This window comes from Actinoplanes solisilvae, assembly GCF_003999975.1.
Classification (GTDB): domain Bacteria; phylum Actinomycetota; class Actinomycetes; order Mycobacteriales; family Micromonosporaceae; genus Actinoplanes; species Actinoplanes solisilvae.
This window is the reverse complement of sequence record NZ_RJAC01000001.1, coordinates 372,009-394,229: the sequence shown is the minus strand read 5'-3', so window position 1 is coordinate 394,229 and position 22,221 is coordinate 372,009. Positions and strand designations below refer to the sequence as shown.

24 protein-coding genes are annotated in these 22,221 nt (G+C 71.5%); 10 read left to right on the top strand and 14 right to left on the bottom strand.

Annotated elements, in window-relative coordinates; genetic code table 11:
• The first annotated feature begins 25 nt into the window (after positions 1-25).
• The 3 genes from EER30_RS01805 to EER30_RS01795 all read left to right on the top strand — a co-directional run bounded on the left by EER30_RS01805 (position 26) and on the right by EER30_RS01795 (position 2,021).
• The gene (locus tag EER30_RS01805) at positions 26-1,150 is read left to right on the top strand and encodes an LCP family protein (protein ID WP_489884455.1); all 1,125 of its coding nucleotides are present in this window, start codon (positions 26-28) and stop codon (positions 1,148-1,150) included.
• Positions 1,151-1,263: 113 nt separating this feature from the next.
• Positions 1,264-1,545 carry a F0F1 ATP synthase subunit epsilon gene (locus EER30_RS01800; RefSeq protein WP_127497593.1) on the top strand — a complete coding sequence of 94 codons (282 nt, stop codon included), beginning with the start codon at positions 1,264-1,266 and terminating at the stop codon, positions 1,543-1,545.
• An 8-nt stretch (positions 1,546-1,553) separates the two neighbouring features.
• The gene (locus EER30_RS01795; protein WP_127497591.1) at positions 1,554-2,021 is read left to right on the top strand and encodes a DUF2550 domain-containing protein; all 468 of its coding nucleotides are present in this window, start codon (positions 1,554-1,556) and stop codon (positions 2,019-2,021) included.
• A 116-nt stretch (positions 2,022-2,137) separates the two neighbouring features.
• Here EER30_RS01795 and srmL read toward each other — a convergent pair whose 3' ends face one another.
• The 3 genes from srmL to EER30_RS01780 form a co-directional block, all read right to left on the bottom strand.
• Positions 2,138-3,328 (bottom strand): PheS-related mystery ligase SrmL, encoded by a 1,191-nt coding sequence (srmL, locus tag EER30_RS01790; protein WP_127497589.1) that lies wholly within the window; start codon positions 3,326-3,328, stop codon positions 2,138-2,140.
• 174 nt (positions 3,329-3,502) lie between these two features.
• A complete protein-coding gene (locus EER30_RS01785; protein WP_127497587.1) occupies positions 3,503-3,892 on the bottom strand; it encodes a VOC family protein in 390 nt (129 codons plus the stop codon).
• On the bottom strand, positions 3,892-4,464 hold the full coding sequence (locus EER30_RS01780) for a cob(I)yrinic acid a,c-diamide adenosyltransferase (RefSeq protein ID WP_127497585.1): 573 nt from the start codon (positions 4,462-4,464) through the stop codon (positions 3,892-3,894). Before EER30_RS01780 ends, EER30_RS01785 begins: the two co-directional genes overlap by 1 nt.
• Positions 4,465-4,507: 43 nt before the next feature.
• Here EER30_RS01780 and murA point away from each other — a divergent pair, with 43 nt between their 5' ends.
• A complete protein-coding gene (gene murA / locus EER30_RS01775) occupies positions 4,508-5,794 on the top strand; it encodes a UDP-N-acetylglucosamine 1-carboxyvinyltransferase (RefSeq protein WP_127497583.1) in 1,287 nt (428 codons plus the stop codon).
• A gap of 5 nt (positions 5,795-5,799) precedes the next feature.
• On the opposite strand, the gene EER30_RS01770 is transcribed toward murA, so the two are convergent.
• Positions 5,800-6,147, bottom strand: a complete 348-nt coding sequence (locus tag EER30_RS01770; protein WP_127497581.1) for a hypothetical protein — start codon at positions 6,145-6,147, stop codon at positions 5,800-5,802.
• Positions 6,148-6,286: 139 nt separating this feature from the next.
• Here EER30_RS01770 and EER30_RS01765 point away from each other — a divergent pair, with 139 nt between their 5' ends.
• Positions 6,287-7,135, top strand: a complete 849-nt coding sequence (locus EER30_RS01765; RefSeq protein ID WP_127497579.1) for a 3-hydroxyacyl-CoA dehydrogenase family protein — start codon at positions 6,287-6,289, stop codon at positions 7,133-7,135.
• A gap of 20 nt (positions 7,136-7,155) precedes the next feature.
• Positions 7,156-7,479, top strand: coding sequence for a hypothetical protein (locus tag EER30_RS01760; RefSeq protein WP_240669704.1), 324 nt, complete (start codon positions 7,156-7,158; stop codon positions 7,477-7,479).
• Here EER30_RS01760 and EER30_RS01755 read toward each other — a convergent pair.
• From EER30_RS01755 to EER30_RS01725, 7 genes are all read right to left on the bottom strand, one after another.
• The gene (locus EER30_RS01755) at positions 7,476-8,765 is read right to left on the bottom strand and encodes a hemolysin family protein (RefSeq protein WP_127497577.1); all 1,290 of its coding nucleotides are present in this window, start codon (positions 8,763-8,765) and stop codon (positions 7,476-7,478) included. The two genes, EER30_RS01760 and EER30_RS01755, sit on opposite strands and share 4 nt — an antisense overlap.
• 74 nt (positions 8,766-8,839) lie before the next feature.
• The gene (locus EER30_RS01750; protein ID WP_127497575.1) at positions 8,840-9,625 is read right to left on the bottom strand and encodes an ABC transporter permease; all 786 of its coding nucleotides are present in this window, start codon (positions 9,623-9,625) and stop codon (positions 8,840-8,842) included.
• The gene (locus EER30_RS01745) at positions 9,622-10,482 is read right to left on the bottom strand and encodes an ABC transporter ATP-binding protein (RefSeq protein WP_127497573.1); all 861 of its coding nucleotides are present in this window, start codon (positions 10,480-10,482) and stop codon (positions 9,622-9,624) included. The genes EER30_RS01750 and EER30_RS01745 overlap by 4 nt, the downstream gene beginning before the upstream one ends.
• A gap of 148 nt (positions 10,483-10,630) precedes the next feature.
• Positions 10,631-11,389 (bottom strand): hypothetical protein, encoded by a 759-nt coding sequence (locus EER30_RS01740; protein ID WP_127497571.1) that lies wholly within the window; start codon positions 11,387-11,389, stop codon positions 10,631-10,633.
• Positions 11,386-13,986 (bottom strand): FtsK/SpoIIIE domain-containing protein, encoded by a 2,601-nt coding sequence (locus tag EER30_RS01735; protein ID WP_127497569.1) that lies wholly within the window; start codon positions 13,984-13,986, stop codon positions 11,386-11,388. The genes EER30_RS01740 and EER30_RS01735 overlap by 4 nt, the downstream gene beginning before the upstream one ends.
• Before the next feature lie 57 nt (positions 13,987-14,043).
• Complete coding sequence (locus EER30_RS01730) at positions 14,044-15,354, bottom strand: hypothetical protein (RefSeq protein ID WP_127497567.1); 1,311 nt, start codon at positions 15,352-15,354, stop codon at positions 14,044-14,046.
• Positions 15,355-15,362: 8 nt separating this feature from the next.
• The gene (locus tag EER30_RS01725; protein WP_127497565.1) at positions 15,363-15,977 is read right to left on the bottom strand and encodes a DUF4126 domain-containing protein; all 615 of its coding nucleotides are present in this window, start codon (positions 15,975-15,977) and stop codon (positions 15,363-15,365) included.
• 70 nt (positions 15,978-16,047) lie between these two features.
• Here EER30_RS01725 and nucS point away from each other — a divergent pair, with 70 nt between their 5' ends.
• Positions 16,048-16,707, top strand: a complete 660-nt coding sequence (gene nucS, locus EER30_RS01720; protein WP_127497563.1) for an endonuclease NucS — start codon at positions 16,048-16,050, stop codon at positions 16,705-16,707.
• 7 nt (positions 16,708-16,714) lie between these two features.
• Here the strand turns inward: nucS and EER30_RS01715 are convergent, their stop codons facing one another.
• Genes EER30_RS01715 through EER30_RS01705 form a run of 3 tightly spaced genes read right to left on the bottom strand, consistent with a single transcriptional unit; the run spans position 16,715 to position 20,377 of the window.
• A complete protein-coding gene (locus EER30_RS01715) occupies positions 16,715-18,211 on the bottom strand; it encodes a DUF6297 family protein (RefSeq protein ID WP_127497561.1) in 1,497 nt (498 codons plus the stop codon).
• Positions 18,208-18,855, bottom strand: coding sequence for an ABC transporter ATP-binding protein (locus EER30_RS01710; protein ID WP_127497560.1), 648 nt, complete (start codon positions 18,853-18,855; stop codon positions 18,208-18,210). Before EER30_RS01710 ends, EER30_RS01715 begins: the two co-directional genes overlap by 4 nt.
• A 31-nt stretch (positions 18,856-18,886) precedes the next feature.
• Complete coding sequence (locus EER30_RS01705) at positions 18,887-20,377, bottom strand: aldehyde dehydrogenase family protein (RefSeq protein ID WP_127497558.1); 1,491 nt, start codon at positions 20,375-20,377, stop codon at positions 18,887-18,889.
• Positions 20,378-20,452: 75 nt separating this feature from the next.
• Here EER30_RS01705 and EER30_RS01700 point away from each other — a divergent pair, with 75 nt between their 5' ends.
• The 3 genes from EER30_RS01700 to EER30_RS01690 are packed head-to-tail and all read left to right on the top strand — an operon-like array spanning position 20,453 to position 22,192.
• Positions 20,453-20,788 (top strand): Rv1322 family protein, encoded by a 336-nt coding sequence (locus EER30_RS01700; RefSeq protein WP_489884454.1) that lies wholly within the window; start codon positions 20,453-20,455, stop codon positions 20,786-20,788.
• Positions 20,789-20,838: 50 nt separating this feature from the next.
• On the top strand, positions 20,839-21,633 hold the full coding sequence (locus EER30_RS01695; RefSeq protein WP_127497556.1) for an alpha/beta hydrolase: 795 nt from the start codon (positions 20,839-20,841) through the stop codon (positions 21,631-21,633).
• Between the two features lie 40 nt (positions 21,634-21,673).
• Positions 21,674-22,192, top strand: a complete 519-nt coding sequence (locus EER30_RS01690; protein ID WP_127497554.1) for a hypothetical protein — start codon at positions 21,674-21,676, stop codon at positions 22,190-22,192.
• Positions 22,193-22,221 lie beyond the last annotated feature (29 nt).

Sequence of the window (22,221 nt, the reverse complement as noted above, 5' to 3'; positions counted from 1 at the left end):
CACCGGATCGAGGAATGGGGAGCACGTGGCGAAGGCTTCGAGAAGGCGTACGCCGCTGTGGGCCCGTCTCTGTGCGATCTTCGGGTGCGTTCTCATGGTGGTCAGCGGCGGTGCCCTCGTGACCCAACAGGTGCTGGTGGCCCGTTACGCCGGCGCCGTCGAGACCAAGAACCTGTTCGGTGACACCCCGGCCGTGGCCAACCAGGAGAAGAAGTCGGACATCAAGGGTCCGCTCAACATCCTGCTCGTCGGCATCGACCCGCGCAGCGACGAGCAGACCCCGCTCTCCGACTCGATCATCGTGGCCCACATCCCGGCCGACATGAAGCAGGCCTACCTCTTCTCGATCCCGCGCGACCTGATCGTCGACATCCCGCCCTTCGCCAAGACCGGCTTCAAGGGCGGCCGCTCAAAGATCAACGCCGCGATGGGGTACGGCAGTGCGGTCGGCAACGGCAAGCACGACGTGGTGCAGGGCTTCGACCTGCTCGCCAAGACCGTCGGCCAGCTGACCGGCATCCGCAAGTTCGACGCCGGCGCGATCATCAACTTCAACGGCTTCAAGGCGATCGTCGAAGCGATGGGCGGCGTCACCATGACGATCGACCAGAACGTCAAGTCGGAACACCTGCAACCGAACGGCAAGCCCCGCCCGCGCCTGTCCCGCTGCGCCGACAACTCGTGTGCCCACCCCTATTACGGCCCCCAGGCCGAATACAAGAAGGGCACCCAACACCTGCAGGCCTGGCAGGCCCTCGACTACGTGCGCCAGCGCTACGGCCTGCCCAAGGGCGACTACGACCGTCAGCGTCACCAGCAGCAATTCGTCAAGGCGATGGCCAAGCAGGCGCTCAGCAAGGACGTGGTCACCAACCCGGCCAAGCTCGACAAGGTGCTCAAGGCGGCGGGCAAGGCGCTGATCTTCGACGGCGGCGGCCACGACGTGGTCGACTGGGCGTTCTCGATGAAGAACGTCCGTTCCGACGACATGACCCTGATCAAGCTGCCCGGTGACTCGGTCTTCGTCGGCGGCGACTACCGCGGCGAGGGTCTCGCCCCCAGCGCCAAAGACTTCTTCACCGCCGTCCGCCAGGACCAGGTGCAGAACTTCATCTTCCGCAACCCGGAATACATCAACACCAACTCGTGACTGTCTGTGGTGCTGACCACCCGCCACCGCGGCGCGTGGGCAGGCCGTCTAGACTGCACCCAATCGGCTGTGCCGAGTGAACATCCGATGCAAGGCCTGAACAGGGAGACAGCGTGGCCAACCAGCTTGCCGTCAAGGTCGTTGCCGTCGAGGAGCGCGTGTGGTCCGGCGAGGCCGAAATGCTCGTCGCGCGCACCACCGAGGGTGAGATCGGTGTGCTGCCGGGTCACTCCCCGCTTCTCGGTCTGCTCAAGGAGCCGTCGCAGGTGCGGGTCAAGCTCGCCGGCGGCGAGCAGCTCACCTACGACGTGACCGGCGGTTTCCTCTCGATCGACGCCGACGGCGTGACCGTCCTCGCCGAGAGCGCCACCCCGGCCGCTCCCGAGTCTCACTGACTCCGGCGATGCAGATTCTTGAAATCTTCGGAATCTGTATCGTCGCGCTGCTCGCGCTCCTGATCGCGATTTTTGTCCGCCGCCGCCTGCTGATGGGCGGCGGCGGTTCTATTCGGCTGCAGATCCGCGTCACCACGATGGTGCCGGGCCGCGGCTGGTCGACCGCGATCGGCCGCTTCGCGGGCAGCGAGCTGCGCATCCACCGCCTGTTCAGCTTCGCCTTCCGCCCCAAGCGGGTGCTCGACCGCGGCGCGACCGTGGTCAAGGACCAGCGCCGCCCCGAGGGTCCCGAGCGGCTCACCATGCCGGGCCACTGGGTGATCCTGCGCCTGGCCACCACGCTCGACGAGTTCGAGATCGCGATGGCCGAGTCCACCGTGACCGGCTTCCTCTCCTGGCTCGAGGCGGCCCCGCCCGGCCAGCCCGGCAGCGTCGCGCCCCGCCCGGCCATCCGCCCCCGCACGATCGAGCACTGACCGGCCGCCGGGCGCGGCCCCTGTTCGCGCTGTCACGCGCGGCCCCCGTTTGGCGCTGTCACGCGCGGCCCCCGTTTGGCGCTGTCACGCCTTGGCCCGTTCGTGGGCGGCTGCCATCAGGTCATCGTGAGTCCTTCCAGCAGCCGGTCGCGCAGAGCGTTGGCCCGCTGCTTCGGCAGGGCCTGGTGGAGGTCGCGCAGCACGACGCGGATCAGCACGTTCACTTCGTCGTCGCGCATCCGCAGCCGCTCGCGGGAGGCCGCGGGCAGGGCAGCGGCGGGAGTCGTCGACACGATGGACACCTCTTCGACCAGGTGGGCGTCCGGGCCGAGCAGCTCACGCACCCGGTCGCCGAGATCCTCGGCGGTCACGCCGGCCGGTAGCGCCACCGACAGGTCCCGCCGGGCGGCCGGTTGCGCCGACACCGGGCGATAGGGCGTCAGGTCGGTCATCTGCCGTACGACTCGCGGGTCGTCCGAGCGCAGCAGCCGGATGTCGTCGATGCCCTTGCGCAACATCAACAACCGGTCGAGCCCGAGCCCGACGGCCAGCCCGCTGCGTTCCTGCCCGATGCCGGGCCGGTGGGCCGGTCTGCTGCGTTCCGGCCCGGCGTCGAGCCCGGGAACCGGCCCGCCGCGCGCCGGCCCGACTACGTGGGCGGCCGCCAGCCCGCATTCGCCGATCTCCACCCACTCCTCGCCCGACCATGCCTCGAGCTCCAGCCCGTCGGTCGTGTAGGGGTGCGTCGCCGGGCGGGTGCGCCACGGCGTCCCGGGCAGAGCGGCGGTGATGGCTACCGCGACCAGCTCGATCAGGTCGGCCGGCGAGGCCCGTCCACGGGTGATCCGCCACAGGTCGAGCTGGTGCGGGGTGCCGGTGTGCAGACGGTCGATCGAGTCGCGGCGATAGACGATGCCCGGGCAGGCGATCAAGGCCTCCGTGGCGTGCAGCTCCCGCAGGGCTCCCGGGATCAGCGCGGAGGTCTGTGATCGCAGCATTCGGCGATCGACATACCGGGTGTAACGCGCGTCCCGGGCCGCAGCCGCGGCCGAGTAGCCCAGCCGGTCGTAGTTCTCGGCCACGTCGACGATCCGGTCGCCGCGATGCACGACAAGTTCGGCACCGGGCCGGAGTGCGGTGGCCGCGCCGAGCACGGCGTCGACGATGGCTTGAATCGCGTGGTGGCCCTCGGCCGGGTCGGTGAGGTCGCGGGCGGCGAGGTCCCGGGCGGTGCGGTCGCGGACGGCGAGGTCCCGGGCGGCGAGGTCCCGGGCGGTGTGGTCGGGGGTGGCGAGGTCGGTGGACATGGGCTTCTCCTCGAGAACAGCCCCCGGGACGCCGATCGGCCGCCCCGTGGGACGGCCGATGTGTCAGAACGCGCGGGTCAGCCGGCCGCCGGAGGCGACCGGAAAGAGACGGCGAGGCGCGTTGTCATGTCCTGAGGATGACGGCGATCGGCGAACCTGTCACCCGGGTTTCGGTCAGCCGGGCGGGCCGGACTGCAGCTCGACCTCGAAACCCCACGCGTCCTCCAGATAGGCGGCGTACGAGTCGGGCCCGCCCGCGCGGGGGTGGCGCTCCGGAAACAGCAGCGCCCAGCCGTGCGCGGCCGACTCCGCGGTCAGCCGGTCGACCTCGGCCCGGCTGCCGGCGTTGAAGGCCAGGTGGTTCAGCCCGGGTGCGCGCCGGTCGTGCACGTCGCCGGTGAGCGCCGGCGACTGTTCCAGCACCAGGTAGACCGGGCCGCACCGCCACGAACGGCCGCCCAGGAACTCCTGGTAGGGCGTCCAGCCGAGCGAACCCAACAGCCAGCCCCACGGGCCGGTGGCGCCTTCGAGGTCGGGCACCCACAGCTCGACGTGGTGGAGCATCAGCGGGCGCCGCCCGGGACCCACTTCACGTCGTTTCCCGCGTTGGCTGTGCGGGAGAGGATGAAGAGCAGGTCGGAGAGTCGGTTCAGGTATTTCGCGGGCAGGTCGCTCGTACGGTCCGGGTCGGCCTTCAGCAGCGTCCAGGTCGAGCGTTCGGCCCGCCGGGCCACCGTGCGGGCCACGTGCAGCAGGGCCGCGCCGGGGGTGCCACCGGGCAGCACGAAGCTGTCGAGGGCCGGCAGCGGCTCCAGGAAGCCGTCGCACCAGCCCTCCAGGCGTGTCACGTAGTCGTCGGTGACCCGCAGCGGGGGGTACGGCGGGTTCTCGGTCTCGGGGTTGCACAGGTCGGCGCCGACGTCGAACAGGTCGTTCTGGATGGTGGTGAGCACTTCGCGCACCTCGGCGGGCAGGTCGCCGAGGGCCAGCGCCACCCCGATCGCGGCGTTGCACTCGTCGGTGTCGGCGTACGCCACGATGCGCGGATCGGTCTTGTCGGCGACCTCGTTGTTGCCGAGTCGGGTCTGCCCCGCGTCGCCGGTGCGGGTGTAGATGCGAGTGAGGTGAACGGCCATACGGGAGACCCTACGGCGGTGACGCTGGGCGCAGGACCATACGATGGCCCGCGTGGATGTCATCAGGGTGAAGGGCGGCACCTCACTGACCGGTGAGGTCACTGTGGGTGGCGCGAAGAACTCGGCGCTCAAGCTGATGGCGGTGGCGTTGCTCGCCCCGGGCCGCAGCGTCGTCGAGAACGTTCCGCGGATCACCGACATCGCCATCATGGCCGAGGTGCTGCGCCGGCTGGGCTGCGAGGTCGCCCTCGAGGGTGGTCAGGCGACCATCGACGTGCCCGCCGATCCGGGCAGCGAGGCCGATTACGACCTGGTCCGCCGCCTGCGCGCGTCGATCTGCGTGCTCGGCCCGCTCCTCGCCCGTACGGGCTATGTGCGTGTCGCCCTGCCCGGCGGCGACATGATCGGGTCGCGGGGCCTGGACATGCACGTCTCCGGCCTGGCCCGCATGGGCGCTCAGATCTCCGGCGAGCACGGCTTCGTCATCGCGTCCGCGCCCGGCGGCCTGCGCGGCAGCAAGATCTGGCTCGACTTCCCTAGCGTCGGCGCCACCGAGAACCTGCTCATGGCGGCCGTGCTGGCCAAGGGCGTGACCGAGATCGACAACGCGGCCCGCGAGCCCGAGATCGTCGACATCTGCGAGATGCTCACCGGCATGGGCGCCCAGATCGACGGCGCCGGCACGTCCACGCTGACCATCGAGGGCGTCGACGAGCTGCACCCCGTGCGGCACACCACCATCGGCGACCGCATCGTCGGCGGCACCTGGGCGTTCGCCTCGGCGATGACCCGGGGCGACGTGACGGTTCAGGGCGTGCGGCCCGAGTTCCTCGACATCGCGCTCGACAAGCTGGTCGTGGCGGGCGCGACGGTCGAGCCGGGCGACAACCAGTTCCGCGTGCGCATGGCCGACCGCCCCAAAGCCGTCGACATCGTCACCCTCCCGTTCCCGGGCTTCGCGACCGACCTGCTGCCGATGGCGCTGGGGCTGGCCGCGGTGGCCGAGGGTTCGTCGCTGGTCACCGAGAACATCTTCGACGGCCGGTTCATGTTCGTGAACGAGATGGTGCGCCTCGGCGCCGACATCCGCACGGACGGCCACCACGCCGTCGTGAACGGGCGGGAACGGCTCTCGGGGGCGCCGGTGCGGGCGACCGACATCCGGGCCGGTGCCGGGCTGGTCATCGCGGGGCTGTGTGCCGAGGGCGTGACCGAGGTGGGCGAGGTGCACCACATCGACCGCGGCTACCCCGACTTCGTCAACGACCTGGCCAAGCTGGGCGTCGAGGTCGAGCGGGCCGACGTGCCCGAGCCGACGTTCGACTTCTAGACAGGCTAGAGCGCCGGGGAGTCGCCGACCAGCCGTCGGGCCTCGTCGAGCTCCTCGGCGAACACCAGCACGATCGTGCGGCCTTCGCGGTCGTACGTCTGGGTGGTTCTGATGCCGGCCTCGCGCAGCAGGCGGCGGATCTCGTCGGCGGCGTCGTCCTCGGTGGTGACGGCCGCCGGTCGCAGCAGGCCGTAGTCCTCCGGTTCGGGGCCGAAGATCGACAGACCGGCGGCTTCGGATTCGCGGGCCGCGGTCCACTCCAGGCCCATACGGCGGAAGATCGCGCCCAGGAAGCCGACCAGGCCGACGGCGATCAGCGGCCCGACGAGGTACCAGCCGTTGCCTGAGGCCATGCGCACAGTCTGGCACCGCGACCAACCCTTTTCCCCGGAATTGCCCCGATCGTGGTGCCCCCCTGCGCTTAGTGTCCGTTCAGTAACCCCGCTAATGTGAGCCTGTTGTTGACGGGGTCAGGCGAAGGAGAAGCAGAACATGGCGGGTCGACTGGCGGTCATCGGCTCCGGGCTGATGGGATCCGGCATCGCGCAGGTCTCGGCGCAGGCCGGGTGGCAGGTCACCATGCGCGACGTGGACGACGCGGCGACGAGCCGCGGCATGGCGGCGATCCGTGACTCGCTGAGCCGGTTCGCGGCCAAGGGCAAGATCACCGAGGAGGAGGCCGAGGCGACGATCGCGCGGATCACGCCCACCACCGACCTCGACGCGGCGGCCGACGCCGACGTGGTGGTCGAGGCCATCTACGAGAAGGTCGAGGCCAAGCACGAGGTCTTCCGGGCCCTCGACAAGATCTGCAAGGCCGACGCGGTCCTCGGCACCAACACCTCGGCCATCCCGATCACTCAGATCGCCACCGTCACCGCGCGCCCCGAGTCGGTCGTCGGCATCCACTTCTTCTCGCCGGTGCCGATGATGAAGCTGGTCGAGCTCGTGCGCGGCTACCAGACCTCCGACGAGACCCTGGCCAGTGCCCGGGCGTACGCCGAAGAGGTCGGCAAGACGTGCGTCGAGGTCAAGCGCGACGTCGCCGGGTTCGTCTCCAACCGGCTCTTCTCGGCGATCCTGGTCGAGGCGATCCAGCTGGTCGAGTCGGGCGTGGTCAGCGCGGCCGACCTCGACACCGTCATGAAGCTGGGCTTCGGGCACGCGATGGGCCCGCTGGCCACCGTCGACCTGACCGGGCTCGACGTCATGCTCAACGCGGCGAGCAACATCTATCGCGACACCGCCGACGAGAAGTTCTTCCCGCCGGAGCTGCTGCAGCGCATGGTGCAGGCCGGCGACCTCGGGCGGAAGAGCGGCAAGGGCTTCTACTCGTACTGAGCTGCTTTACCATGCCTGATGTGAGCAAAACGGGCATGACGGCGCCGGAGGCTACGCAGTGGGCGCTCGCCGAGGCGAGCAAGGAAGCCCTGGTCGTGGCTCCGGGCTGGTTCCGCACGTGGGCGACGACCGAGGACAAGTGGTCGGCCGTCAACCTGCGGGCGGCGACCCAGGTCATCGTCAACCACAGTCGTGAGGACGGCCGGCACCCCAACAGCTGGACGGTGCGAGCCGTCTACGGCACCCACGCGGTCGAGCTGCGCGTGGGGCCGTACGACTCGAAGGAGGACGCGATCCTGGTCGCGCACGCCGTCCTGTCCGTGGCCTACAACGGGCTCGGCTAGGAGGGCTGCTCCTCGCGGTCACGAGGCGCGACCCTCAGGCGTACGCGGGTGATGGCTCGGCCGGTGACCTCGACGACCTCGGCGGTGTGCCCGTCGACCAGCACGACCTCGCCCGGCTCGGTGGGGATGTGCCCGAGATGGGCCAGCACCAGGCCGGCCACCGTGGTGTAGTCGCCCTCGTCCAGGCGCTCGACGTCGACGCCGATGTCGGGCAGGTCGTGGATCGGGAAGGTGCCGGGCAGCAGCATCGAGCCGTCGGGTTCGCGCACCACCGACTGCACGTCACGGTCGGTCTCGTCGTAGATCTCGCCGACGACCTCCTCGACCAGGTCTTCCATCGTGATGATGCCGTCGATCGCGCCGCGCTCGTCGACGACCAGGGCGAGCTGCTGGCGCTGTACGCGCATCTGGCGCATCGCGTCGGACACCTTGAGCGTCTCGGGCAGGAACAACGGCGCGAACATGTGCTCGCGTACGGGGCCCTCGGCGTCGACGAGGTCGCGCAGGTGCACCACGCCCAGCACGTCGTCCAGCCCCATCGGCCCGGTGACGGGTGCCCGTGAGTGCCCGCCCGCGATCAGCTGTTCCAGGGCGGCGTGCGACGACTCCTCGGCCGAGACGACCAGCACGTCGCGGCGGGGGACCAGGATCTCGCGCAGGATGCGGTCGGCGATCTCGAACGCGCCGCTGATGATGGTGCGCTGCTCGGGCGTGAACTCCTGCTGCTGGGTGACCAGGTCGCGGATCTCCTCGGTGGTCACCTCTTCGCGGCCGGCGTTCGGGTCGTTGCCGGTGATGCGCACGACCACGTCGGTCGACTTGCCGAGCAGCCAGACCACCGGGCGCGACAGCGTCGAGATCATGTCGAGCGGGCGGGCCACCAGCAGCGCCCAGCCCTCGGCGCGCTGGATCGCGATGCGCTTGGGGGCGAGCTCGCCGACGACCAGGGTGAAGAACGTCAGCACGATGGTGACCAGCACGATCGCGACCGTGTTGGCGGCGCCGCCGAGGAAGCTCAGCGGCTCCTGCAGCGGCTTGGCCAGTGACACCGCGGCGGAGGCGGACGCCAGGAAGCCGGCCAGCGTGATGCCGATCTGAATCGTGGCCAGGAAGCGGTTGGGGTCGCGGGCCAGTTTGGCCAGGGTGCGGCCGGTGCGGGACTGCCGCTCGAGCCGCTGGAGCTGACTGTCGCGCAGCGTGATCAGGGCCATCTCGCTGCCCGAGAACGCGGCGTTGAGCAGCACCAGGACGACGACGAGGACGAGCTGCCAGCCATATCCGCCCATGGCGGCGACCAACTCCTTAACTCAGAGGTCCAGCCGGTTTACCCGCCGGAGGTTCCGATCAAGCCTCTCAAAACTCAGCCGTCGCGTTTCGTCGTCCACTTGAACGTCGTCAGGCAGAGGACGAGGGCGAGCACGCACCAGGCGCCGAGCACGAGCGCGACGGTCGGCAGGTTGAACGAGCCGCCCGGCTCCTGCGTGCCGAACGACGCGGGCAGGAAGACCGAGCGCAGGCCCTGGCAGATCCATTTGAGCGGGAACAGGGCGGCCACGTTCTGCATCCACCCCGGCAGGCTGGTGAAGACGAAGAAGACGCCCGAGATGAACTGGAGGATCAGCGCGACCGGAGTGACGACCGCGGGCGCGCTGCGGCCGGTGCGGGCGACCGAGGAAAACGCGATGCCGCAGAGCGTGCAGGCGGTGATGCCGAGCGCCGCCACCCAGAGCAGGGTCAGCCACTTGGTGCCGCTGTCGGGCAGGTCGAGGCCGAAGAACATGGTGGCCACGCCGAGCAGGATGACGGTCTCGAGCACGGCGATGAAGGCGACCATCAGCACCTTGCCCGCGAAATAGACCCACTTGGGCATCGGGGTGCCGAGGAACCGCTTGAGGACGCCACGGTCACGCTCGGTCGGAATCTGAATCGCCAGCGCCTGGAACGCCACGGTCATCAGGCCGGTGCCGATCATGCCGGTCACGAAGTACTGCGTGTAGCCGACGCCCGGAGCGATCTCCTGATCGAAGATCGAACCGAAGACCACGATCATGATGGCCGGGAAGGCGAGCGTGAAGACGACCTGTTCGCGGCTGCGCAGGAACTGCTTGACCTCGAGCCGGCCCTGACTGCGGGCGAGCAGCGTCATGCCGCGTCTCCGATCATGTCGAGGTAGACGTCCTCGAGCGTCGGCCGCGTGACCGTCAGCCCGGGCACCTCGCCGTACCTCTCCGCGAGATCGGCGACGACCTCGGTCGGTGTCGCGGTTCTCGTGCGTTCCAGAGCGCCTTCGGGCGTACGCCATGAGACCGTGGCCTCGGCCGTGTCGCGGTGCCCGAGCCGGGCCGGGGAGTCGACCGCGATCAGCCGTCCCCGAGTGATCACCCCGACGCGGTCGGCCAGCGCCTCGGCCTCTTCGAGATAGTGCGTGGTCAGCAGGATCGTGGTGCCGCCGGCCTGCAGATCGCGGATGAGCTGCCAGAACTCGCGGCGCGCCTCGGGGTCGAAACCGGTGGTCGGCTCGTCGAGGAAGAGCAGCTCGGGCCGCCCGACGATGCCCAGCGCGACGTCGAGGCGGCGCTTCTGGCCGCCGGAGAGCGTGTGGGTGCGCGCGTCCGCCTTCTCTTTGAGCCCGACCCGCTCGACGACGGCGACCGGGTCGTCGGGTCGCGGATAGAAGCGGGCGAAGTGGCGTACGACCTCGCCGACGGTCAGCTCGTCGAACTCGCCGGTGCCCTGCAGCACGATGCCGACCCGGTCGCGCCAGCCGCGGGCCCGCTTGTGGCCGCCGACCGCCACCGCCGGATCGACCCCGAGCACGCTGACCTCGCCCGCGTCACGCTTGCGGTAGCCCTCGAGGATCTCGACGGTCGTCGTCTTGCCCGCGCCGTTGGGCCCGAGCAGCGCGAATACCTCACCCTGACCCACGTCGAGATCGACCCCGTCGACGGCGACCGCCCCCGCGTAGGTCTTGCGCAGGCCACGCACCCGGATCGCCGGCTCCATGCCTCGACCGTAGTGGCAGTGGCCCGAGCGCGTCTTCCCCCGAGCGGCCGCCTGCTTGCCCGCCCGCCTGCTTGCCCGCCCGCCCGGGAGGCGTGGGTCAGATTACGGGCTGTCAAGCATTTGCGGTGGGTTGTCCACAGGCGCGGGCTCAATGGGTGGCGGCGAAGGCCAGAGACATCAGCGTCGCCGAGATCATGCCGCCGAGCAGGGTCAGGCCGATGCCGCCGATGTCCAATCTGGCCTGCAGCCGGCGATGGGCCAGGTAGGCGGCGACCGGCACCCCGGCCGACGGCGCCACGAGGAAGGCCAGCCACCCCGCGCCCCGGATGGCCGCGCCGGCCCACACCCCCGTACCCCCGAAGGTCACCAGGCCCGAGCCCACCAGGCCGGCCAGGGCGGCGACGGCCGCGCCCAGCAGGGGCAGCAACGGCAGCGACCAGCGGGGCAGGGAACGGCGTCCGGCCGGGCGGATCGTGTGGTCGATGCGTTCGGCGGCCCGCGCGAGCAGCGCGCGAGGCGTCTCCCGGCGGGTCGGCGGGGGCGGGTCGGACGGGTCGGACGGCGCCCGGGGCAGGGCGACCCGGGGCAGCGACTCGACTGGCGCCGGCTCGGGCAGTTCACCCAGTGACCGCACCCGCAACCCCCGGGCCCGTCGCAGCTGGTCCCACAGGTGGGCAGCTTCGCGGTCCACGTCGAGCACTTGGGCCGCCGCGGCCCCGGCCCAGCGGTCGGCCGACAGCGCGTCGCCCTCGGCCCGGGCCAGCTCGCCCGCGGCCTGCGCCGCGTTTTCCTGGTAGGCCTGGTCGGCGTTGCCCAGCTCGGCGTCGCGGCGGCGGGTCGCCTCGGCCAGGGCGCTGACCATCAACTGGTAGTCGCGCCCGATCGGCTGACGATCACGTGTGGTCATGCGTGGTCACTGTTCACCTCGTAGGGGACGATGACTTCCGGGGTGCGGTGCACCGAGCGGTCGAAGAACAGCGCCCGCCGCGTTCGCGGATACCAGGCCGGCCCACCCGGTTGCGGATAGAGCGGGGCCAGGTCGGCGCCCTGCACGTCGAGCGCCACCCACGCGCCGATCGGGTCGAGGCGCGCGCCGGGGCCGCCCAGCGAGTCCCGCAGCCGGGCCACCGAGCGCCACCAGCCCAGTACGTGCATGCGCTGCTCGGGGCCGTCGTCGAGCAGGGTCCGCATCATCGGGTCGGTCGCCGCGTCGAGCGCGTAGCCGATCACGTAGTGCGGGACTGAGCCGTCCGACAGCGGGGGCAGCGCCGTGCACCAGTCGGCCGAGGGCAGTTCGGCGATCAGGCGCGCGGCGGCGCGGGCCGCGTCGGTGTCGAGGCAGACGATGCTGAAGTGGGCCGGACCCTGGGCCGCCAGGGACAACGCCGCCGCCGCGAGTACGTCGCAGGCCTCGTCGGTGCGGGTGCCGAGCACCGCGAGGTTGCGGCCGGGCATGCGTCCCAGCCGCAGGCGGGCCGGGCGCGCGGCCACGTCGATCCGTTCGCCCAGCACCGCCCCGGGCGAGGAACCGACGGGGGTCTCGGCGGTCGGCACCGGGCCGGCCGGGCGGCACGTCTCGGGCAGCTTCGGAACGGCGTCGCCGTCGAACAGGCGTGGCTCCTCGCAGCCGTCGGGGCGGTCGCGCCACAGCCGTCGTTGCAGGCTGCGCCAGACCAGACGGTCGCCCGCGTCGGGGAGCCGTACGATCTGGTTGGCTCCTGACGTGCCCGACTGCGTGTTCACCACGGCGTGGTGGCGCGGAATGACGGCGGCGGCCAGGTTGTCGTCGGCCAGAATGCGCCGGGCCTTGGGCAGGGCGATGCGCAGCGTGAACTGTCCGATGAGGCCGGAGCGGCCCCACAGCGCCTCGATCCCGCTCACGTCCTGCGACGCGAGGATCAGGTGGATGCCCTGCGAGCGGCCGCGCCGAGCCAGGTCCTCGAGCAGCGTCACGGCCTCGTCGGCGACCGCGTCCCGGCCCGAGAGCAGCACCTGGAACTCGTCGATGACCGCGACGATGCGCGGCCAGTGCCCGGTCGGGTCCTCCGCCCGCAGTTCGGCGAGTTTGGACGCGTCGACGCGTTTGGCCGCCTGGGCCCGCGTACGAAGTTCCTCGCCCAGGTGGCGCAGCATGGCGAGCCCGAATTCGCGGTCCCCGTTGACGTTGATGCCGGCCAGCCGCACCTGGGGCAGCCAGCCGGGGTCGCGCGGCCCTGGTACGAAGCGCGCGAACGACACGCCCTCCTTGAAGTCGAGCAGGTAGAGCGCCAGTTCCTCGGGTCCGTAGCGGGTGGACAGCGCGGCCAGCCAGGCGTACAGGAGGTTGGTCTTGCCCGACCCGGACGGCCCGCCGATCAGCGCGTGCGGCGGGTCGTCGCCCAGCGGCACGTCGATCAGCGTCCCGTCGGTGCTGTCGCCGATCGGCGCGACGAGCCCGTGCGCCGACGACTCGGCCCAGAACTCGCGCGGCTCGAGGTCGGACAGGCGGGCCGGTGGCGGACCCGCCCGCAGCCGTTCCGCGGTGGCCCGGCAGAACGCGGTCACCCGGTCGGCGGGCGGCGGCGGGTCGAGCCGGATCTCCAGGTCGCCGGTGAGGTCGCAGGTGGCGGTCTGGTCGCTGACCCGCAGGCGCCGCACGCTCGCGTGCTCGGGCAGTTCGAGCCCGCGCACGACCAGGTGCACGCCGCACGAGACGCCGGTGCGCGCGATCCGGTCGAGCTGCGCGCGCTGGGCGCTGGTCAGTTCCTGGGCGCTGGCCGCGTCGGCGAGCAGCACGATCACCCGCCACGGCTCGGCACGCGGACCGGTGGTGGTGGCCGCGGTGAGGTCGGCCAGCGACTGGTGCTCGCCGGCCAGCACGGTCTCGTTTACCCGGCAGATGTGCTCGACCAGTTCGTCGAGCGCGGCGCCGAGCCCGCCCGGGCCGACGAACGAGATGCCGAGCGGCGCGAACGACGCCAGCGTGCCGCCCAGATGCTCGGGGTCGTAGACGGTGAGCTGCATGTCGCCCGGCCGGGTGGTGCCCAGCGCGCGCAGCAGCAGCCCGGTGATCACGGCGTCGGCGTCGTCGGCCGGGCCCGAGAAGACGAGATGAGCGGCGTCGAGGAAGGGCACGAGGGCGGGAACGGCGGCGGTGTCGTCGAGCGTCAGCGTGCCGATGCGCAGCAGGCCGGGGCGGGTGCCGGGCTCGGGCTCGCTGGGCGCCCACATGCGCCAGGGCAGGCCGGCCGCCCCGGTGGCGTTCAGGGCGGCGAGGTGGCGCACGTTGCCAGCGAGCCGCGACGATTCGAACTGGAATCGGCGCTCCACGTCGCGGCGGGCGGCGTCGCGCGCCTCAGCCAGTTGATGAAGACACATCGAGTACGCGTCCCGGACGAGTCGCCGTCTCTCCTGCGCCTCGCCGCGCGCCGTCTCGGCCTCGGCCAGCACGGCACGAGCCGCTCCCCGCGCCTCGGCGAGCTCCTGCCGGACCGCGGCGACCAGCGCGTTGCGGTGGCTACCCACCCGTCCCCCAGAATCGCACGATGGGGGATTTTACCCATTTTCGGCCTTGGTGACCGGTTATGTGTTGCGTGTCGGGGCGACGCCCCGCGCCCGGCTGACGGCCAATTCGTCCCACAGCCGGGCCGCCACCAGCACCGTGGCCTCCTCCTGCCAGCGCCGCAGGGTGCCCGGCGGCACCTGCCTGCGCAACCACTCGAGAGCCCGGCGATCGTCGGGGTCGAGCCCGTCCGAGGAAGGCTTTCGGGCGTACGGGTCCAGGCCGAGTTCGACCCGGAAACGCAGCGCGGTCCAGTGCCGCCACTCGTCGGTCGTCTCGAACGGCCCGGCCGGACGCAGCTCGCCGACCTTCCTCGCCAGCAACGCCCGCAGTTCGACGGCCCGGGCGGCGTGGCTGGTCCCTCGACGGTGGACGCTGGGCAGGTCGGTGAGCGGGCTGCGCATCAGCCGGCCCAGGTCGCCGTAGTTGTCGAGGGCCTGCCGCGCGAACCGCAGGAAGTCGTCCCGCCCGGTGACGAGCAGCCGCCGTCGCAGCCGATGCCGGGGCAGCGCCTCGCTCAGTGACCACAACACCGAACGTTCCTGGCGCAGCCGCTCGTCCCCGCGGAAGGCGAGCAGGTCGAGGCCCCGGCGCACCGGCCCGGCCAGCCCGGTCGCGGTCATCACCACGGCGAGCAGCGCGAACTGCAGGCCGACCAGCACCGGCTCGTCGTCGACCTCGAGCACGGTGACCGCGATGGGCCCGCCCACCAGCACGGTCGCGACCAGGGCGGCGGTCACCGCACGGATCAGATCGGGGCGCAGCCGCTCACCGACGTCGAGCGCCTCGGCGACCGCGATCAGGAAGCCGAGCATCACCAGATCGAGGCCGGCCGCGGCGACCAGCAGCCCGGACAGGCTCAGGTCGAGCGGCAGCAGCAGCCCCGCCAGCGCGGCCGCGTAGAGAGCGGCCGCGACAGCCAGCGCCGCGGTGAGCACGGGCGGGCGTACCTGGTCACGGAACCGCCAGAGCAGCACCAGGCCACCGGCGAGCGGGGCCACCACGACCAGCCGCCCGGCCGGCGGCAGCAGCACCAGCATCACCAGGAACGCGCCCGACAGCACGACCCAGCCACGATCGAGATAGCGCCGCTCGGGCACCGCGGACGGGAGCAGCGAGATCGCCGCACCCGCCCAGAACAGCGCCGGGACGCAGAGCAGCACCTGGGTCGCGGAGTGCTCAGGTGCGACGCTCCACAGTGCGACCCCGAGGGCGTACGCGATCAGCCCGCCGGCCGCCCGCAGAGCCGCCGGGCGCCTGGGGTCGCGGCCCACCAGATAGCAGGCGGCCCACCACGACAGGGCGAAGGCGAGTACGGCGATCGCGGGCACCCGGAGAGTCAACCAAACTGCGACCGCGCTCCGGAACCCGACAGCGCCTTCCGTCGCCGCCGCCGGCGCACCACCCAGATGCCGGCGAGAACCATCAGAACCAGCCCGACCAGCACCAACACCGGCAGCAGGATGGCGAACACGGACATGAGAACGCTGCCGATGTCTTCGGCGGTGCTGGCGATGGGCGCGCCGAATCCGGCCGTAGTGGTGTTCACCACTGGCCGGGACAGTGCTTTCACGCCGTGCACCCCGAGCGCGATCACCACCCCCGCCGCGATCGGCACCCACTGATGCGACCCGAAGAACGACCCCGGGTCGCTGACGGTGACCGTCTCGGACGACGAACCGGCACCGAAGGCAAGCCCGCCCGCGGTCGGCCGCACCACGGTCTGCACCACGTCGTTGACGTGATCGACCACCGGCACCTTGTCGGCGACGACCTCGATCGCCAGCAGGACGGCCAGGATCAGCAGCGTCCAGCCGTTCGACAGCCACGACCAGCCGGTCGGCAGGTCGATCGTGTCGGTGTAGCGGGCCAGCAGGCCCATCGTGAGCAGGGGGATGTAGGCATTGAGCCCGGCGGATGCGGCCAGGCCGGTGCCGGTGAGCGCTTCGAGCACGGCTCCAGGATGACAAACCCCCGCGAACGCCGCTTGGCTCGCCCGGCAACCGTGACGGTACTGTCGTGCGGTGCGCCTGGTCATCGCGAAGTGCTCCGTCGACTATGTCGGACGGTTGTCCGCCCATCTGCCTACCGCCACTCGCCTGGTGATGGTCAAGGCCGACGGGTCGGTCTCCATCCACGCCGACGATCGCGCCTACAAGCCGCTGAACTGGATGAGCCCCCCGTGCAAGCTGCAGGAGGCCCCCGGCGTCTGGAAGGTCGTGAACAAGGCCGGCGAGGAACTGCGGATCACCCTCGAGGAGATCTTCCAGGACACCTCGTACGAGTTGGGGGTCGATCCCGGCCTGGTCAAGGACGGCGTCGAGGCCCACCTGCAAGAGCTGCTGGCGGCCCACCCCGACACGTTCGGTGAGGGCTGGAGCCTGGTGCGCCGCGAGTTCATGACCGCGATCGGCCCGGTCGACCTGCTCTGCAAGGACGCCAACGGTGGCTCGGTGGCGGTCGAGATCAAGCGCCGGGGCGAGATCGACGGCGTCGAGCAGTTGACCCGCTATCTCGAACTGATGAACCGCGACCCGTTGCTCGCTCCGGTCCAGGGCGTCTTCGCGGCCCAAGAGATCAAGCCGCAGGCCCGCGTGCTCGCGACCGACCGCGGCATCCGCTGCGTCGTCGTCGACTACGACAAGCTGCGCGGCATGGAGCGCGACGAACTCACTCTGTTCTGAGGGCGGCTCAACCGGCGGAAAGCTCGGTCCGCTCCAGCGACGTGGTCCCGGCCAGATAGACCCGAGCCCCGGCCACCCCGATCACCCCTTGCAGCAGCACGGTCGTCCACGACAGCGAACCCTGCCCGATGGCGATCCAGGCGGGGACGCCGAGCAGCAACAGGTCGGGGCCCATGACGGCATTGACCAGCGGTCCGGTCGACAAGGTGCCCATCGGCGTGTCCAGCGGCAGCAGCTCGTTGCGGACGAAGCCGACGCGGGCCCGGTGCACCGCGGCGGCGGCGCCGACCGGGCCCAGGGTCAGGCCCAGCGCCCACCAGGGGCCGGAGGGCAGGTCGCCGAGAAGGTCGAGGGCGGTCAGAGCGAGAGCGGCCCACACCCCGGCCAGCACACCGGGCACCCACAGGCGCTGGAAGACGGCCTCGCGCGACGTCATGCCGAGCAGCCGCAGCATGACCGGGTTGCCGGCGTCGGTGCGGGCGTTGCCGGTGGCGGTCAGGCCGGCGAAGAGGCAACCGAGCAGCACGGCCGCGCCCAGCACCCAGCCCGGCGCCGAACCGAGCAGCACCGGAAGGACGGTGGCGAGGGCGAGCCACAGCAGGCGTCGCCTGCGTCGCACGGCCAGCAGAAGGTCCTGGGCGATCAGGATGGGCAGGCGTGAGCTCAGCCGGGTGGAGCGCAGCCGCCGCCGGGCCCAGTACCGGCGCTCGATCATGTCGGTGAGGAACGACGGCTCGACGCCGAACGCCGTGTCGAAGAGCGTGCCGGCCGTGCGCGAGGCGTCCAGGATGCGGTCGCTCGGGGTTCGGGCCAGGCCCCGGACGACCAGCGCGAGCACCACCACGACCACGACGAAGACGCCGGCCACGACCGGCACCAGGGTTCCGGCCGGGGGCCAGTCCGTCACGCCGACCGGCGAATCGAGCGTCGTGGCCGTGACCAGGCCGACGAGGCCCGCCGCGAAGGCCAGCCCGGCGATCGTGTCGACCGCGTCGCCCCAGCGTCCGCCCGCCTGCGCGGCCGCCGCGACCAGCAGCAGGGCCAGGCCGATCAGCGCCCCGCCGACGGTCAGCAGCGCCACCTCGTCGCCGACCCGGGCGCGCGGGGCGACGTGGCCGACGATCGCGACCGCGGCCAGGGCCCCGAGCAGGGCGGCGGTGAAGCCCGCGATGCGCAGCGACGGCAGCAGCAGGCGGCGACGGCTGACCGGGGCCGGGAGCAGCCACGACGCCGCGGGACGGCTCAGGGCGAGCGGGCCGAAGCGGCGCAGGGCCAGGTAGAGCAGGCCGTAGCAGACGGCCACGAGCGAGGCGCCGGCCAGGGCGGAGGCGTTGGGGGCGGACGGCCAGAAGACGGCGGCGAGCTGACGGTGCAGGATGCCGCCGATGATGGCGACCGACAGCAGACCCACGTACAGGCTGCTCAGGGTGGCTCCGCGCTCGCGGTGGGAGGACTGGGTGCGGCTGATCCAGCGGCGGACGGGGGCGAGGGGGACGGCCGTCATGGCGTGCCCGCGCTCAGCGACTCCATCGTGGTGATCGCCGCGCCCGAGGCGACCGCGAACGTCTCGTCGTGGCTGGCGATCAGCAACGAGCCGCCACCCTCGAGGTAGTCGGAGAGCAGGGAGGCCACGTCGGCGCGGCCCTCGCGGTCGAGGCGCTGCTCGGGCTCGTCGAGGATCAGCAGCGAGCTGGGGCGCAGCAGGGCGATGGCCAGGACCAGCCGCTGCTTCTGCCCGGACGACAGGGACGGCGGGATCGCGTCGGTGTGACCGGCCAGGCCGAACCGCTCCAGCGCCTCGTCGATGCCGGCCTCTTCGGGATCCTGACCGTGGGCGCGGCAGACCAGTTCGGCGTGCTCGCGGGCGGTCAGTCCGGGATACCAGGTCGGGGGCTCGACCGTGGTGACCACGGCCCGCCAGAACTCGGGGGTCGCGCCCGGATCGCCGCCGAAGACCCGGATCGTGCCCTGGTCGGGCTGTTGAAGGCCGCTGACGCAGCGCAGCAGCGTCGACTTGCCGATGCCGTTCTCGCCGACCACGCAGACACCCTCGCCGGCCGGGACGGTCAGCTTGACCCCCACCAGCACCGGCGTGGAACCGTAACCGACATGCAGGTCGTCGACCTCGACCGCGGGATGATCCACCACCTGTCGGACGCTAGCAGCCGCGCTCGGGCGGCTACTTCCGGCCGTACAGGATCCGCAAGGCCTTCACAATGTTGGCGACCTGCGCCGGGGTGCGTTCGAAGGTCATCGCCGGCAGAAGCGAAGGCCCACGGCGTACGGTGATCGCCTTGGCCCGGGCGAACTCGCGCAGACCGTCCTCGCCGTGGATGCGGCCGAAACCCGACTCGCCCACGCCCCCGAACGGCAGGTTGCCCATGCCGACGAACGTGAGGGTCGAGTTGACGGCGACCATCCCGGAGCGCAGCCGCCGGGCGATGCGCAGCGAGTTCTTCTTGCCGAAGACCGAGCCACCCAGCCCGTACGGTGTCGCGTTGGCCTTTTGCACGGCCTCGTCAGCGTCGGCGACCTTGGTGATCGTGAGCGTCGGCCCGAAGGTCTCGTCCCGCATCTCGCGCGAGTCGGCCGGCACGTCGACCAGCACGGTGGGGGAGACGTACGGGGGCCGCACGGCCTCGGACCCGCCGAGCACCGCCCGTCCGCCCTGGGCCAGCGCGTCGTCGATGTGATCACGGATGATGTCGAGCTGGCCGGGCATCGTGATCGGGCCGATCTCCTCGCCCGTGCGCAGCCTGCCGGCCTTTTCGACGACCGCCTCGACGAAGGCGTCGTAGACGGGCGCGACGGCGTAAGCCCGCTCGATGCCGATGCAGGTCTGCCCGGCGTTGGTCATCGCGCCCCACACCGCGGCCTCGGCGGCGGCGGCGATATCGGCGTCGGCGTCGACGATCAGCGCGTCCTTGCCGCCCGCCTCGATCACCGCGGGCACCAGATTCTCGGCGCAGGCGGCCAGCACCTTCTTGGCGGTGGCGGTCGACCCGGTGAACGCGATCTTGCCGACCCCCGAGCGGCACAGCGCGGCGCCCGTGTCGCCCAGCCCGTGCACCGCCTGCAGCACCGGCTGCTCGGGAACGACCTCGGCGAACGTGTCGACCAGCCACTGGCCGACGATCGGCGTGTATTCGCTCGGCTTGAGGACCACGGCGTTGCCGGCGGCCAGGGCCCCGCTGATCGGGCCGACCGGCGTGAGAATCGGGTAGTTCCACGGGCCGATCACGCCGACCACACCGAACGGCTGGTATTCGAGGTGACCGGAGTGTTCGGCCACCAGCAGCCGGGTGCGCACGCGGCGCGGGCCGAGCACCCGCTTGGCGTTGCGGGCCGCCCAGTCGAGGTGCTCGACGGCGGCGGTGGCCTCGACGATCGCGTCGGCGGCCGGCTTGCCGGTCTCGAGGCTGGTGACCCGGGCCAGTTCCTCGACGCGGCGCACGATCAGGGACCGCCACCGCAGCAACCGCTCGCGGCGGCCGTCGAAGCCGAGCGACTGCCACCAGACGGCGGCCTCCCGAGCGCGGCGGACGGTCTCGGCAACCGCCTCGGCGTCGGCGACGGGCACGCGGCCGGCCTCGGCGCCGGAAGCCGGATTGGTGGAGATCAGCACGCCGTCCTCGACGGCCGGAAGCCCGGGCACGCTCGTAGCGGTCATGAAGGCGAGCCTAGCCACTTGTTACCGGTGAGTCATCAACTGGTCGTGATCGGCGTTACCCGTACGCTTGTGAATGTGCCACGCCGCAACCAACCCCGCCGCCGCCCGGGCTCGGAGCCGCCCCGGGAACTGACCGACGAGCGCGTCCGCAAGGGCATCGAGGGCGTCCAGCAGTGGCGGGACGGCGAATGGATGGTGCGGTCGATCTTCGGCGGGGCGGCCGCGAAGACGTACCGCTGCCCGGGTTGCCTGCAGGAGATCCGGCCCGGCGTGGCGCACGTCGTGGCCTGGCCGATCGACGGCCGCGGCGACGAGACCGACCGCCGCCACTGGCACACCGGCTGCTGGAAGGCGCGTGACCGACGAGGCCCCGGCGTGGAGCGCTCACGCAACGCCCCGCGCTACGGGTGACCCTCCGACCCCCCACCCGCCACCCCGAAAACGACTGAAGGCATGCCTCGATGAGTTCTTCGATCCGCGCCAACTCGATCCTGCCCGCTCACCGCGAGGACATCGAGTTGCAGACCGCCGACGGCCTCACCCTGGTCGGCGAGCTGTCCAAGCCGCTCGACCGTGAGCCGCTGGCCACGCTGGTCTGTCTGCACCCGCTGCCCACCCACGGCGGCATGATGGACAGCCACGTCTTCCGCAAGGCGGCCTGGCGGCTGCCGGCGCTGGCCGGGGTCGCGGTGCTGCGGTTCAACACCCGGGGTACCTCGAGCGTGCGCGGGACCAGCCAGGGCACGTTCTCGGCCGGGGTCGACGAGCGGTTCGACGTGGCCGCGGCGATCGAGTTCGCCGAGTTCGCCGACCTGCCCAACATCTGGCTGCTCGGCTGGTCGTTCGGCACCGACCTCACGCTCATGCATGGCCTCGATCCGGCCGTGGCGGGGGCGATCCTGCTGTCACCGCCGCTGCGGTTCTCGCAGCCCGCCGACCTGGCCGCCTGGGCCGCGGAAGGCAAGCCGCTCACGGCGCTGATCCCGGAGTTCGACGACTACCTGCGTCCGGCCGAGGCGACCGAGCGGTTCGCCGCCGCGCCGCACGCCGAGATCGTGCCGGTCGCCGGGGCCAAGCACCTGTGGGTCGGCGACGCCGAGAAGGTGCTCGACGAGGTCGTCAGCCGGGTCGCGCCGTCGGTGCCGGTCCCGCTGCCCCGCACGTGGGACGGTCCGATGGAGACCGGCGACATGAACGCGTACGCCGACCGGACCGTGGCCGCCTTCTCCGACGTACCGGTGCCGAAGGCCGACTGAAAAGTCCTCGGCGGGCGGCAACCTGCCTACTGTGGACCGCGTGTACCCGGGTACAAGCATCACGACCACCGGGGGAACCATGCGCCGCCACCTGCTGTTGCTGTCCGCCGCCGTCCTTCTCGGGCTCGCCGCGTGTGATTCCACGCCGGCTCCCACCGCTGCCGCTCCCACCTCCACCGCTCCCACCTCCACTGCTCCGGCAACCGCTGCTCCCGTCCCTACCGCCCCCTCCACCACCGCTCCGGTCCCGACCGTCAAGACTTCGAGAACCGCGTCGGCCAAGGTGACACGCAAGCCGGTGCGCCACCCCGACTGCCCCTCGGCGAAGGCTTTGGAACGGTTGGTCGATCTGCCCGAGGACTGGTATTTCCCGGCGTCGAACGTCCACTGCTGGAAGGACTGGGCCACCGCCTGGCCGGCCGGACCGAACCTCGGCGACGGCGCCTACTTCTTCCACTACCGGCCCAGTGCGGGCTGGAAGTATCACAGCCAGGGCAGCGCCGTCGACTGTGCGAGTCTCGGGATCAAAGAGCCCTCGCCGATCTGCTACGAAGACTGATTTCGCCGGCCAGGCACACATGGGGGCTC

What these genes read in the sequence shown, in the direction of transcription:
- EER30_RS01770 (WP_127497581.1), bottom strand. Translation starts at nt 6,147, where the DNA reads ATGGCCTCAGGCAACGGCTGGTACCTCGTCGGGCCGCTGATCGCCGTC.
- srmL (WP_127497589.1), bottom strand. Translation starts at nt 3,328, where the DNA reads ATGTCCACCGACCTCGCCACCCCCGACCACACCGCCCGGGACCTCGCC.
- EER30_RS01740 (WP_127497571.1), bottom strand. Translation starts at nt 11,389, where the DNA reads ATGACCACACGTGATCGTCAGCCGATCGGGCGCGACTACCAGTTGATG.
- EER30_RS01785 (WP_127497587.1), bottom strand. Translation starts at nt 3,892, where the DNA reads ATGCTCCACCACGTCGAGCTGTGGGTGCCCGACCTCGAAGGCGCCACC.
- EER30_RS01780 (WP_127497585.1), bottom strand. Translation starts at nt 4,464, where the DNA reads ATGGCCGTTCACCTCACTCGCATCTACACCCGCACCGGCGACGCGGGG.
- murA (WP_127497583.1), top strand. Translation starts at nt 4,508, where the DNA reads ATGGCCCGCGTGGATGTCATCAGGGTGAAGGGCGGCACCTCACTGACC.
- EER30_RS01705 (WP_127497558.1), bottom strand. Translation starts at nt 20,377, where the DNA reads ATGACCGCTACGAGCGTGCCCGGGCTTCCGGCCGTCGAGGACGGCGTG.
- EER30_RS01795 (WP_127497591.1), top strand. Translation starts at nt 1,554, where the DNA reads ATGCAGATTCTTGAAATCTTCGGAATCTGTATCGTCGCGCTGCTCGCG.
- EER30_RS01715 (WP_127497561.1), bottom strand. Translation starts at nt 18,211, where the DNA reads ATGACGGCCGTCCCCCTCGCCCCCGTCCGCCGCTGGATCAGCCGCACC.
- EER30_RS01695 (WP_127497556.1), top strand. Translation starts at nt 20,839, where the DNA reads ATGAGTTCTTCGATCCGCGCCAACTCGATCCTGCCCGCTCACCGCGAG.
- EER30_RS01755 (WP_127497577.1), bottom strand. Translation starts at nt 8,765, where the DNA reads ATGGGCGGATATGGCTGGCAGCTCGTCCTCGTCGTCGTCCTGGTGCTG.
- EER30_RS01750 (WP_127497575.1), bottom strand. Translation starts at nt 9,625, where the DNA reads ATGACGCTGCTCGCCCGCAGTCAGGGCCGGCTCGAGGTCAAGCAGTTC.
- EER30_RS01745 (WP_127497573.1), bottom strand. Translation starts at nt 10,482, where the DNA reads ATGGAGCCGGCGATCCGGGTGCGTGGCCTGCGCAAGACCTACGCGGGG.
- EER30_RS01765 (WP_127497579.1), top strand. Translation starts at nt 6,287, where the DNA reads ATGGCGGGTCGACTGGCGGTCATCGGCTCCGGGCTGATGGGATCCGGC.